This is a genomic window from Streptomyces bobili, from assembly GCF_002154575.1.
Lineage (GTDB): Bacteria > Actinomycetota > Actinomycetes > Streptomycetales > Streptomycetaceae > Streptomyces > Streptomyces bobili.
Window position 1 is genome coordinate 1 of sequence record NZ_MUBA01000160.1, and the last position, 11,994, is coordinate 11,994.

At 71.4% G+C, this 11,994-nt stretch carries 11 protein-coding genes; 1 reads left to right on the forward strand and 10 read right to left on the reverse strand.

Features of this window, described 5'->3' with window-relative positions; genetic code table 11:
* Window positions 1-190, reverse strand: a 190-nt coding sequence (locus BZL64_RS14010; RefSeq protein ID WP_143663124.1) for a zinc ribbon domain-containing protein, incomplete at its 3' end; no start/stop codon positions are given.
* Entirely contained in the window at window positions 191-2,449 is a 2,259-nt protein-coding gene (locus BZL64_RS14015; protein ID WP_425276041.1) for a serine/threonine-protein kinase, read from the reverse strand.
* On the opposite strand from BZL64_RS14015, the gene BZL64_RS42165 reads away from it, so the two are divergent.
* Entirely contained in the window at window positions 2,430-2,741 is a 312-nt protein-coding gene (locus BZL64_RS42165; protein WP_425276042.1) for a hypothetical protein, read from the forward strand. The genes BZL64_RS14015 and BZL64_RS42165 overlap by 20 nt on opposite strands.
* 10 nt (window positions 2,742-2,751) lie before the next feature.
* Here the strand turns inward: BZL64_RS42165 and BZL64_RS14020 are convergent, their stop codons facing one another.
* The 8 genes from BZL64_RS14020 to BZL64_RS14055 form a co-directional block, all read right to left on the reverse strand.
* Window positions 2,752-4,083, reverse strand: a complete 1,332-nt coding sequence (locus BZL64_RS14020; RefSeq protein ID WP_086769512.1) for a hypothetical protein — start codon at window positions 4,081-4,083, stop codon at window positions 2,752-2,754.
* 60 nt (window positions 4,084-4,143) lie between these two features.
* Window positions 4,144-5,160, reverse strand: coding sequence for a glutamate ABC transporter substrate-binding protein (locus tag BZL64_RS14025; protein ID WP_086769518.1), 1,017 nt, complete (start codon window positions 5,158-5,160; stop codon window positions 4,144-4,146).
* Between the two features lie 14 nt (window positions 5,161-5,174).
* Window positions 5,175-6,530 carry a hypothetical protein gene (locus tag BZL64_RS14030; protein WP_086769513.1) on the reverse strand — a complete coding sequence of 452 codons (1,356 nt, stop codon included), beginning with the start codon at window positions 6,528-6,530 and terminating at the stop codon, window positions 5,175-5,177.
* 308 nt (window positions 6,531-6,838) lie between these two features.
* The gene (locus BZL64_RS14035) at window positions 6,839-7,810 is read right to left on the reverse strand and encodes an N-acetylglucosamine kinase (protein WP_086769514.1); all 972 of its coding nucleotides are present in this window, start codon (window positions 7,808-7,810) and stop codon (window positions 6,839-6,841) included.
* Window positions 7,801-9,066 (reverse strand): 6-phospho-beta-glucosidase, encoded by a 1,266-nt coding sequence (locus tag BZL64_RS14040; RefSeq protein WP_086769515.1) that lies wholly within the window; start codon window positions 9,064-9,066, stop codon window positions 7,801-7,803. The genes BZL64_RS14035 and BZL64_RS14040 overlap by 10 nt, the downstream gene beginning before the upstream one ends.
* 7 nt (window positions 9,067-9,073) lie before the next feature.
* Window positions 9,074-9,967 carry a carbohydrate ABC transporter permease gene (locus tag BZL64_RS14045; protein WP_086769516.1) on the reverse strand — a complete coding sequence of 298 codons (894 nt, stop codon included), beginning with the start codon at window positions 9,965-9,967 and terminating at the stop codon, window positions 9,074-9,076.
* A 4-nt stretch (window positions 9,968-9,971) separates the two neighbouring features.
* Window positions 9,972-10,928 carry a carbohydrate ABC transporter permease gene (locus BZL64_RS14050; RefSeq protein ID WP_086769517.1) on the reverse strand — a complete coding sequence of 319 codons (957 nt, stop codon included), beginning with the start codon at window positions 10,926-10,928 and terminating at the stop codon, window positions 9,972-9,974.
* Window positions 10,929-10,930: 2 nt separating this feature from the next.
* On the reverse strand, window positions 10,931-11,994 hold a 1,064-nt coding region (locus BZL64_RS14055), incomplete at its 5' end, for an extracellular solute-binding protein (protein WP_086769519.1).

The following is an 11,994-nucleotide window of genomic DNA, read 5'->3' on the forward strand; positions in this document are numbered from 1 at the left end:
CGCTCACCATGAGCGGCGCGGCCGACACCTCCGCGCCGCTCATGGTGAGCGTCGGAGTGTCGTCCGGGCGGGGAGGGACGGCGGACAGGTCGTAGCCGCACGCGCCGCAGAAACGGTCACCCGCGTCGAGCGGCTCCGTGCAGCTCGGGCACGTGGGCAGGGCGGCCTGCCTGGGGATCTGGGACATCAACTACACCCACGTCCGGGGGCGGTAACGATTGGCACGTTCCACCAGGTCGATCCTCTCCTCGGCACCGGTCGCCAGCCGGGCCAGCGTGCGGTACGAACGCTCCAGTCCGAAGCGCAGCCCTCGCTCGTCCAGTTCGCTGCCGAGCAGCCCGCGCGGGGCGCCGGGGCCGGTACTGCCCCGGCCACCGGAGAGTACCCAGTCCAGCGCGCAGCCGAGGACTTCGGCGGACAGCTGCTCGCGGCGCGTCGGATCCAGCCCGTAGGCGTCGAGCGCCTGGATCTGCGCCGCGGCGGCGGCCAGATCCTCCTGGAAGGGTACGTCGGCGGCCGTCGCCGTCCGCTGCCGGAGCCGGGCGCGGACGGCCGCGACGCGGGCGGCGGTGTAGTGGATGGACGACTCCGGCACCGACTCCAGCGTCCGTACGGCGCTGCCGCGGTCGCCGGACGCGAGCTGGACGCGCGCCAGGCCGAACGCGGCGCTGACGAAGCTCGGGTCGGTCGACCACACCAGGCGGTAGTACTCGGCGGCGTTGTCCAACTGGCCGAGGACCTCGGCGCACAGGCCGAGCGCCAGCTTCGGCGTGGGCTCGCCGGGGAAGGCGTCGTAGATCGCGTCGAAGGCGAGGGCGGCGCCCTCCTGGTCGCCGGTGACGAGCGAGGCCACGCCCCGGTACCAGACGACCCGCCAGTCGTCGGGCCGTTCGCCCTCCAGCTTGGCCAGGGACATCAGGGCGGCCTCGGAGTCGCCGTTCTCCAGCCAGGCGCGGATCTGCCGCAGCCGCGTCTCCACGGACGGGGCCGGCGCCGCCGCGAGGGCGGTGATCAGCTCGGCGGGCGCGGAGGCCAGCAGACCGGCCAGGAAACCGGCGTTGGGATCGGAGGGGTCGACGTGCGGGACCGGCAGCGCGAGCCCGGCGGCGGGCGCGGGGACCAGCCTGACCAGCCCGGCCGCGGCAGCGCCGGAGGCGGCCGGAAGGACACCAGGCACGCGGGGCGAGGGCACGAGCCCCGCCGGACCGTCCCCGCCCGCGGCGGCCGTCGTACCCGGGCGGCGCCGCGTGGCGGTCACCCGTGATCCCAGCCGCGACACCTCCCCGTCCAGCCTGGGGAACAACTCGGTGTCCGTGACCTTCACCTCGGGCCCGAACAGGGTGGACAGCGCGGGGCGGGGCCGGCCCGACTGGAGCGAGACGACCTCGCGCAGCACGCCCGTCAGCTGCTCGGCCATCTCCTGCGCGGAGGCGAACCGGCGCGCCGGGTCGGGGTCGGTGGCGCGGACCAGGAGCCGGTAGAAGGACTCGTAGCGGTGGAAGACCGCGATGGAGTCGGGGTCGGGCAGGGAGTCCGCGTAGGCCGTGGTGTAGCCCTGGAAGTCGAAGGTGAGCACGGCGAGGGTGCGGCCGACCGTGTAGAGGTCGCTCGCCACCGACGGGCCGACGTCGGCGACCTCAGGGGCCTGGTAGCCGACCGTGCCGTAGATGGCCGACTCGTCGTCGTCCATCCTGCGCACGGCGCCCATGTCGATGAGCTTGAGCTGGTCCTCGGTCTGGATGGCGTTGTCGACCTTGAAGTCGCAGTACAGCAGGTTGCGGCTGTGCAGATGGCCGAGGGCCTCCAGGGCCTCGATGCCGAACGCGCAGGCCTGTTCCACCGGCAGCGGGTCGCGCTTGCCGTCGGGAGTGCGGCGGTCGTTGGCGATCTCCTTGAGGGACTTGCCGCCGACGTACTCCATGACGATGTACCCGTCCAGCGAACCGGTCCGCTGGTCGAGGTGCTCGACGAAGTTGTAGATCCGCACGATGTTGGCGTGCTCGATCTCGGCGAGGAAGCGCCGCTCGGAGATCGCCGCCTCCATCGCGTCCTGGTCGCCGGTGTCCAGCAGGCCCTTGAGGACCACCCAGCGGTCGGAGACGGCCTTGTCGACGGCGAGGTAGACCCAGCCGAGACCGCCGTGCGCCAGACAGCCCACGACCTCGTACTGGCCGTGCACGACATCGCCGGCCTTCAGCTTCGGGACGAAGGAGTACGGGTGCCCGCACTTGGTGCAGAAGCCCTCCGTGCGGCCCTCCCGCTCGCCGCGCGCCCGGCCCACCGGCGCCCCGCAGTCGGAGCGCGAGCAGAACCGCTTGCGCTCGGGCACCTCCGGGTTGTCCAGGACCATCGCGCGCGGGTCGGGGCGCGGCACCTGCGGCACCGCCACCAGGCCCACCCCGAGGCGGGCCCGCCCGGACGAACCGGCCGTGGATCCGGAGCTGCGCACCGACACCGAACGGCCGGTGGACTTGCCCGACAGCGACCGCGAGAGCCGCCCGGACACCGAGCGGCGCGACTTCGACGACTGCGAGGAGGTGCGCGAACTGCGGGCGCTGCGCGCGCTGGAGCTGGAACCGCTGCCGGTCGAGCCCCTTCCGCCGCGGGTCACCCCGGTCGGGGGCGACCCGACCTCCCCTTTCGATGCGACGACGGGCGCCAGACCGCAGGTGTCGCAGTACAGCTCGCCGCCGCCCACGTCCTCGTACGAGCCCTCACAGCCCGGTCGCTGGCACGTCTGACCTGCCTGACTCATGGCCTCTGCTCCCCCCTGTGGTCCTGAGGTCCGCCCTGCTCGGGCACGCGCGGCGCGGCGAGCAGTTCGGCAGCCGCCTGCTGGTAGCGCAGGACGGCCTGTTCGGCGACGCGCAGATCGCAGGGCGCGCTCCACAGCATCCGCCGGGCCGCGTCGTAGCGCTCGATGAGGAACGGGTCCTCGGCGAGCCCGTGCCGGGCGACCTTCGCCTTGTACGCGTCGAGCCGGCCGCGCAGCTCCGCGCGGACCGCGAGCGGAGCGGTGACCGCGGTCAACGACTCACGGGCGCGCAGCAGTTCGTCCTCCGCCTTGCGCTCCAGGGACTCCAGGAGCGGGGACAGGCGGTGCCACTGGCCGTGCCTGCGGTACTCGGAGGCCGCCGCCACCTGCTCCTGGAGCACGGTCGGCGGGCCGCCGACGACCGGCACCTCCGTCGCGGCGATCTTCGCGAGCACCTCGCCGCGCGCGGTACGCGCCTCGGCGAGGGTCCGGTCCGCGCGGCTGAGCACGTCCCGCAGCCGCATCAGCCGCTGCTCCGCGTCCTGACGGACCGTCAGCACCGCGTCGATCTCGCGGCGTACGTCCTCCAGGGCGCGCGCCTCACGGTCGTACACCGTGGTGTCCGGACGGCCGCCGCCGGGCGCCGAACTGCCCTGCGCGGGCACCCAGAACGCCAACGGGTCGGAGATCACCTGCTCGCGCAGCGAGGTCAGGGTGTGGGTGATGCGCTCCAGGTCGTCCCCCGCCGGGTGCTCGCCGGGGCGTACGCCCACGGAGTGCGCGAGCTGCCGGGTGCGCTGGAGTTCCGCGGCCAGTAGATCTATCCGGGCGGGCAGCGCGGACCACACCGCGTCGGCGGCGACGACCAGGTCCAGCGAGGACGCGTACAGGTCGTTCATCCGGTCGACGAGGGTGCTCAGGGAGAAGCTCTCGCTGAGCTTGCCGGAGCCGGCCAGGGTCGGCGCGTTCGCCGTGGCGGTGGCCGAGCCGGCCACCGTGACGGACTCGCCGCGCAGCAGCTCCGTCAGCTCGGCGAGGTCCTCACGGCTGGACCAGCGGCGGCGCGAGCGGATGTCCCGAGCCGAGCGCAGAGCGTCGCTGTACGCGTCGAAGTACGCCCACAGCAGCGTGATCGACGCCTCGGTGGACGCCCAGCGCTCCTTGGTGACACCGGTCAGCCCGGCGCCTTCGAGGAGTCTGCGGCCCGCGTGGTCCTGGAGGGCGAGGAGCGAGGTCTCGATCGCCTCGTGCTCCGCGCCGAGCCGCGCCAGCGCACGGTCGACCTCGTCCCGGTCCATCACCGGCCCGGGGGGTCCCGTGACGCCCATCGATCACCTCTCGTCGCTGTGTCCGTCTCCTGGTCGGTCCGCCGTCCGCCGGCCGTCCCGTCAACTCGTGCGCAGGTACTGCGGCGCGGGCGGCATCGACGTCGCCGAGTCCGAACCCAGTGTCGCCGACAGCCAGTCGGTGTACGACCGCTGCCAGCCGTTCGCCCGGTACTCCACCAGGATCTGGTTGACCCGGCGTACCAGGTCGTCCGCGTCCTTCTTCATCGCCACGCCGTAGTACTCGGCCGTGAACGCGGCGCCCTTCAGCTCCACCGTCGGGTCCTGGGCGGCCTGACTCGCCGCCAGGGCGCCGTCGGTCACCACGGCGTCCACCTCGCCGAGCTGCAACCGCACCAGGCAGTCCAGCTGGTTGGGGACGGTCGTGGAGATGTCGGTGGACGCGGGCAGCTTCCCGGCCTTCAGGTCGCCGGTCAGCTGCGTGTTGGCGGTCGAACCGGCCGCCGTGCAGATCTTCTTCTTCGCCAGCGTGCCGTCGTAGCCCGTGATCGTCGACGACTTGGGGGCGAGGACCTGCTGTCCCGTCCTGAAGTACGGCGCGGAGAACGCGACGTCCTTCAGCCGGTCACAGGTGATCGTCATCGTGCGGACCACCATGTCGACCCGGCCCTCCTGGATGGCCGGCACGCGCTGGTTGGTCGGAATGGCCTTGAACTGGACGGCGTTGCGGTCGCCCAGGATGACCTCGGCGATCCGCCGCACCAGGTCGATGTCGAAACCCTCCAGCGCGGCGCCCGTGTTGTTCGGGTCGCGGTAGCCCCACCGGTAGCTGTTCTGGTCGACGCCGACGATCAGCTTGCGCTTCTCACCCGTACGGGCCTTGATCGCGGCGATCGTCGGACCGTCCGCGGCCGACGGCGACAGCGTCTGCTTCTCGGGGGACTGGCAGCTCGCGTCGACCGCGTGCGTGCCCTCGGCGACGCCCGGACCACCGGTGCCGGTGCTGCCGTCGCCGCGCGACTGGGTCCACGGCAGCAGCAGCATGAACGAGAGCGCGAGGACGCAGACGAGCGCCATCGCACCCACCCCGCCCCAGCCCCGCATCCGTCGAGCATGCATCGTCACGCCCCCTTTCACCGGTACTCCGACAGCCTGCGGCCGATGCCGAGGACCGCGCCCGCCGCCGCCAGGACCGCCAGGACGGCCGCGCCCAGCGGTAGCCCGCCCATCGCGTCCAGGCCGTCGCCGGCCGCCTGCTTGAACTCGTGCTGCTCGTGGTCGAGCGCGGTCGCCAGGCTCGCGTCGACACCGTCGAAGCACTGGGCCGTCGCGCCCTTCGCGCCGATCACCAGGGCCAGCGCCTGCTCGTAGTTGCCGTTGTCGTCCTGGGCGCGGGCCGCGGTGTGGCGCTTCTTCCACTCCGCCATGTTGCTCTCCGCCGTGCTGACCGGCTTCTCGCCGGCCTGGTCGTCGGCGAGCTTCGCCGCCGCCGCGAGGCCCTTGCCCAGGACGGCGATCTCCTCGGTGAAGTCGTGGTCGTACGCGTCGATCGTCGTCTCGCCGACCTTCACCGTCTCGGCGCCGCGCGCCACCAGGGTGAGGTTCTCGTTGCCGCGCGCCTTCAGCGACGCGATACGGGCGTCGTGCAGCACGTTGAGGGAACGGACACCGTGGTCGTAGGAGTCGTGCAGCCCCGCACGGGCCACACTGTGACCGACCACCAGCCACAGCAGTACGACGGCGGAGGCCGCGGAGGCCGCGACCATGCCGTGGTTCAGCACCCGGTTCGTCCGCCGGTAGTTGCGGTGCTGCGCCCAGCCCAGGGCGGCCAGCGCGAGGACGCCGAGAGCGATCGCCGCCCACGGGTACGGCTCGGCCGCCGCGTAGTCGTCCTGGAGGCGCTGGTTCTCCTTCTTGTAGAGATCCTCCGCCGCCGGGAGCATCTCGTCCTGCATCTTCTGGTTGGCGTAGCGCAGATACGCGCCGCCGACCGGGAAGCCCTGCCGGTTGTAGGTACGGGCGCGCTCGACGAGGCCCTTGTACTCCGGGAGCAGCTTGTTGAGCTTCGTGATCGCCGCGGTGGAGGGGGAGCCGGCGTCGGAGTTGTTCGCCGCGGTGATGAGCTTCGCGGCGGCCGTGTCGATGTCGTCCTCGTAGCGCTTGCGGGACTCGGCCGTCTCCTGGCCGCCGGCCAGGAAGCCGCTCGACGCGGCGGTGTTCGCGTCCGCGAGCGAACGGTAGATGTCGGCGGCGGCCGCACTGAGCGGCTGGCTCTTGTGCAGCACGTCGTCGGCGGCGGCCGTGCGGTCGCTCATCTGCCAGGACGTGACGGCACCGAACGCGACGACGAGGAGGGCGAGGACGGCGCCGATGATACGGAGCCTGCCCGGCTCGGTGGTCGCGGCGGAGCGCAACTGATCGACACCCTCGGCGAATGCCGTCCGGCGGTCGGGCGGTGTCGCCGTGATGGTTGTCGGCGGGTTTGCCACGTTTGTCTGACCTCCCCCATGGTCAACTGTCTGCGTCAGTATCGCCGGTGGGGGCGGTGCTGCGCACCGGGCTTCGCTGGATCTTGATCAGATCGCAGCAAGGCCCTCCGGGGGAACACGTGGAAAGTGCGGGTTCGGTTCCACCGGGGTGGGGTTGTGGGTCGGGTGCGTCGTGGCTGGTCGCGCAGTTCCCCGCGCCCCTTGGTGGGTGCAGTCACGGTGTTGGCAGCGCCAGGTCGGCCGGGCCGCGGGTGGGCGCGGCCGGCGGCCCGGCAGCGCCCGATTGCGTGGCCCCGCACCTGCGCCGGTCACGTCTTGAAGTGGGAGCGGACGCGGTTTTGCGGTTCCGGGCCTGCTCCCACGCGGTCCAGGCCCAGGAGTGCTGCTCCCAGGACCGGGGGTTGGCGGACCACCTGCGGGACTGCCTTCGGGGCCTCGGCTGTCAGCAGGGCGGTGATCGTTTCGTCGAGTTGGGGGTGGCCTGCTGTCAGGACTCCTCCGCCGAGGAGGACCGGGGTCTCCTCCTCCAGGAGGTCGAGGCGGGTCAGGGCGACCGTGGCCATACCGACGACCTCCGCCGCCAGGCGGTCGACGAGGGTGCGGGCCACCGCGTCACCGCCGGAGGCCGTCGCGAAGAGGACCGGGGTCAGCTCGTGGCGCCGGGCCGCGGGGAGGCGTTCCAGGTGGAGGGACTCGATGAGGGCGTACACGGTGTCGAGGCCGAAGTGGGCCGGGAGGGTGTGCGCCAGGGCGGTGGCGGGACCCCGGCCGTCCTCGGCGCGGGCGGCGTGCCACATCGCCTCCTCCGCGAGGGCCCAGCCGCCGCCCCAGTCGCCGGAGATCCGCCCGAGCGCGGGGAAGCGGGCGGTGCGGCCGTCGGGGCGCATGCCGACGCAGTTGATGCCGGCGCCGCAGACGACGGCCACGCCCCGGGGTTCGGCGACGCCGGCCCGCAGGATCGCGAAGGTGTCGTTGCGGACCTCGACGGTCTCGCCCCACCCGCGCGCGTGCAGCGCCGCCGCCAGCTGCTCCTCCTCGACGGGCAGGTCGGCGTTGGCGAGGCACGCCGAGACATGGGTCACGGACGTGACACCCGCGGCGGCGTACGCGCGCGTGACCGCGTCCGCGAGGGCGTCCACGGCCGGGCCCACGCCCACCGCGGGCGGCCGGAAGCCGCCGCCGCGGGCCGTGGCGAGGACCTCCCCGTCGGCCGCCACGACGGCGACGTCGGTCTTGCTGTTGCCCGCGTCGATGGCGAGGACACGTGCGGTCAGGCCCACGCGAGATGCTCCCGGTTGTGTGCGACGAGTTTGTCGGTCAGCGTGTCGGCGTACGCGTGCCGGCCGATCAGGGGATGGGCGAGGAGGGCCCGGAAGACGCGGTCGCGGCCACCGCGCAGGGCCGCGTCCAGGGCGAGGTCCTCGTAGGCGGTGACGTTGGCCGTCAGCCCTGCGTACAGCGGGTCGACCGGTGTCACCGGCAGCGGGGTGGGGCCCTTGGGGCCGACCGCCGCCTGGACCTCGATCACCGCGTCGTCGGGCAGGAAGGGCAGCGTGCCGTTGTTGTACGTGTTGACCACCTGGTAGGGGCTGCCGGAGCCGGTGAGCAGCGCGGCGGCGAGGTCCACGGCCGCCTCGGAGTAGTAGGCGCCGCCCCGCTTCGCCAGCAGTGCCGGTTTCTCGTCCAGGGCCGGGTCGCCGTACATCTGGAGCAACTCGCGTTCCATCCGGGCCACTTCCGACGCGCGGGACGGTTGGGTGCGCTGTTCGCGGACGACCTCGTCGTGGGCGTAGTAGTAGCGCAGGTAGTAGGACGGGACGACGCCCAGCCGTTCCAGCAGGGGGCGTGGCAGGTGCAGGTCGGCGGCGATGGCGTCGCCGTGTCCGGTGAGCAGCGCGGGCAGGACGTCCTCGCCCTCGGGGCCGCCGAGGCGTACCGCCGTCTCCCAGGTGAGGTGGTTGAGGCCCACGTGGTCGAGGTGGATCTCGGACGGGGTGACGCCCAGCAGCCCGGCGAACTTGCGCTGGAAGCCGATGGCCACGTTGCACAGGCCGACCGCCCTGTGCCCGGCCTGGAGCAGGGCGCGGGTGACGATGCCGACCGGGTTGGTGAAGTCGATGATCCAGGCCCGCGGGTTGGCGCGGCGGACCCGGTCGGCGATGTCGAGGACCACGGGGACGGTGCGCAGCGCCTTGGCGAGGCCGCCGGCGCCGGTGGTCTCCTGGCCGACGCAGCCGCAGTCCAGGGGCCAGGTCTCGTCCTGCTGCCGGGCGGCCTGGCCGCCGACGCGCAGCTGGAGCAGGACGGCGTCGGCTCCGTCGACTCCGGCGTCGAGGTCGGCGGTGGTGACGATCCGGCCGGGGTGGCCCTGCCGGGCGAAGATGCGCCGGGCGAGTCCGCCGACGAGTTCGAGCCGGTCGGCGGCCGGGTCGACGAGGACCAGTTCCTCGATCGGCAGGGTGTCCCGCAGACGGGCGAAGCCGTCGATCAGTTCGGGCGTGTAGGTCGAGCCTCCGCCGACCACGGTCAGTTTCATATCCGGGCTAACCCTTCACTCCGGTCAGGGTGACGCCCTCGACGAACGCCTTCTGGGCGAAGAAGAACACGAGGATCACGGGGGCCATGACCAGCAGGGTGGCGGCCATGGTGAGATTCCAGTCGGTGTGGTGCGCTCCCTTGAAGGACTCCAGGCCGTAACTCAGTGTCCAGGCACCGGGGTTCTCGGAGGCGTAGATCTGGGGGCCGAAGTAGTCGTTCCAGGCGTAGAAGAACTGGAAGAGGGCGACGGCGGCGATGCCCGGCCTGGCCATCGGCACCACCACCCGCAGCAGGGTGCGCAGTTCGCCGCAGCCGTCGACCTTGGCCGCGTCGACGTACTCGTTCGGGATGGTCGTCAGGAACTGCCGCAGCAGGAAGATGGAGAAGGCGTCGCCGAACGCCATGGGAACGATCAGCGGCCACAGCGTGCCCGACAGGTCGAGCTGCTTGGCCCAGAACAGGTACATCGGGATCACGACGACCTGCGGCGGCAGCATCATCATCGAGATGACGAGCATCAGCGTCAGATTGCGGCCCCGGAAACGGAACTTGGCGAGCGCGTACGCCACCGGGAGCGAGGACACGACGGTCAGGACGGTGCCGAGACCGGCGTACAGCAGGGTGTTGCGCCACCAGGTGAGGAAGCCGGGGGTGTCGAGGACGCGCCGGTAGTTGTCCCACTGCCAGGGGTCGGGGATCAGGTTCCGGCTGAGGGCCTGGGAGTCGCTCATCAGGGAGGTGAGGAGCACGAACACGAAGGGGAGGGTGAAGAAGAGGGCGGCGGCCACGCCGAGGGAGTGGACGGCGATCCACTCCAGCAGGGCGCGGCGGCGGGCGGTGCGTGCCGTCGGGGTGACGGTGGCCGGCGACTCCGCCGGTTTGTCGAGTACGTGGGTCATGGGTTCAGTCACCTGCCTGGATGAGCCCGCCCCGGCGCCGCATCAGCAACGCGGTGAACGCCATCGACAGGGCGAAGAGGACCAGGGCGACCACGCAGGCCGAGCCGTAGTCGAAGCGCTGGAAGCCGAGGTTGTAGACGAGCTGGGGGAGGGTGAGCGTCGACCTGTCCGGGTAGCCGGGCTCGAACAGCGTGCCCGCGCCCTGGATCACGCCCGAGGCGACCTTCCCGGCGACCAGCGGCTGCGTGTAGTACTGCATCGTCTGGATGACCCCGGTGACGACGGCGAACATGATGATCGGCGAGATGTTCGGCAGCGTCACGAACCGGAACCGCTGCCACGCCGACGCGCCGTCCAGCTCCGCCGCCTCGTACTGCTCCTTCGGTACGTCGAGCAGCGCGGCCATGAAGATGACCATCAGGTCGCCGACGCCCCACAGGGCGAGCAGGGTGAGGGCCGGCTTGGACCAGGCGGGGTCGTTGAACCAGCCGGGTGCCGGGATGCCGACGCCCTCCAGGAGCGAGTTGACCGGGCCGGTGCCGGGGTTGAGCAGGAAGGCGAAGGCCATGGTCGCCGCGACCGGCGGGGCGAGGTAGGGCAGGTAGAAGAGGGTGCGGAAGACGCCCGTACCGGTCTTGATCCTGGTGATGAGGAGGCCGACGCCGAGTCCGAAGAGGACCCGGAGGGTGACCATCACCAGGACCAGCCACAGAGTGTTGCGCAGGGCGGGCCAGAAGTACGGGTAGTGCTCGAAGACGTAGGTCCAGTTCCTCGTCCCGGCCCAGGTCGGCGGCTTGAAGCCGTCGTAGTGCATGAACGAGAAGTAGACGGTGGACAGCAGCGGGTAGGCGAAGAACACCGTGAAGCCGATCAGCCACGGCGACAGGAAGGCGGCTGTGCGGAGCGCCGACCGGCGGCGCTTCGACCTCAGCGTGTTCGACTTCGGCTCAGAGTTGCTCACGGCTACTTCGCCTGCGCGATGTCCGTGTCGATCTGCGCGGCCGTCTTCCTCAGCCCGCCCTTCAGGTCCTTCAGCTTGCCGCTCTCGTAGTCGAAGCCGAGCTGCTGGAGCGTCGAGAGGTACACGCCGCCGTTGACGGAGGCCGGGGAGGTGGTGGAGTTCGGGTTGGCGGCGATGTCGAGGAAGGTCTTGAAGCGCGGGTCGTACGTCAGCTTGGGCGACTTGAGGGCGGCGAGCGTCGAGGGCACGTTGTGGATGGCGTTGGAGAAGTTCACGACCGCGTCCGTGTCGGTCGTCATGTACTTCACCAGTTCCCAGGCCGCGTTCTGCTTCTTGCTGGTGGCGGCGATGCCGGCGATGGTGCCGGTGATGTAGCCCTTGCCGTACTGGTCCAGCTGGTCGTCGGGGACGGGCAGCGGGGCGACGCCGATCTCGAAGCCGGGCTTGGTCTCCAGGGCCATCCCGAGCCGCCACTCGCCGTCGAGCTGCATGGCCACCTGGCCGGTGTGGAAGGGGTGCTTGGGACCCCACTCGTCACCGAGGCCGGCCCGGTACTTCTCCAGTTTGCGGTAGCCGCCCAGGGAGTCGACGAGCTTCTTCTGGAGGACGAACCCGGCCTCCACGGCCGGGTCGGTGGCCACGGTGGACCTGCCGTCCTGGTCGAAGTACGTGGGCGAGAACTGGCCGAGGTAGTGCTCGGTCGTGGACTCCCAGCCGTGGTAGTTCGGCATGAACCCGAGCTGCTCGTAGCTGTCGCCCTCGGGGACCGTCAGCTTCTTCGCGACGGTCTCGAACTCGGACCAGGTCTTCGGCGGCCCGCCGATCCCCGCCTTCTCGAAGGCCGTCTTGTTGTAGTAGAGGCCGTACGCGTCACCCAGCAGCGGGACCGCGCAGCGGTCGCCCTCGAACTGGGTGTACTGGTTCATGGCCTTGGGGAACGTCGTCTCCGGGTCGATGTCCGCCTTCTCGAAGAAGGGGTTCAGGTCGACCAGGGCGCCCGACGTGATCTCGTCGTTCACCACCAACAACGTCGGCAAGTTCTGCTCGTCGGGCGCCCTGGTCGACC

Coding starts and splice junctions, on each gene's coding strand:
- BZL64_RS14020 (WP_086769512.1), bottom strand. CDS start 4,083: ATGGGCGTCACGGGACCCCCCGGGCCGGTGATGGACCGGGACGAGGTC.
- BZL64_RS14025 (WP_086769518.1), bottom strand. CDS start 5,160: ATGCATGCTCGACGGATGCGGGGCTGGGGCGGGGTGGGTGCGATGGCG.
- BZL64_RS14040 (WP_086769515.1), bottom strand. CDS start 9,066: ATGAAACTGACCGTGGTCGGCGGAGGCTCGACCTACACGCCCGAACTG.
- BZL64_RS14045 (WP_086769516.1), bottom strand. CDS start 9,967: ATGACCCACGTACTCGACAAACCGGCGGAGTCGCCGGCCACCGTCACC.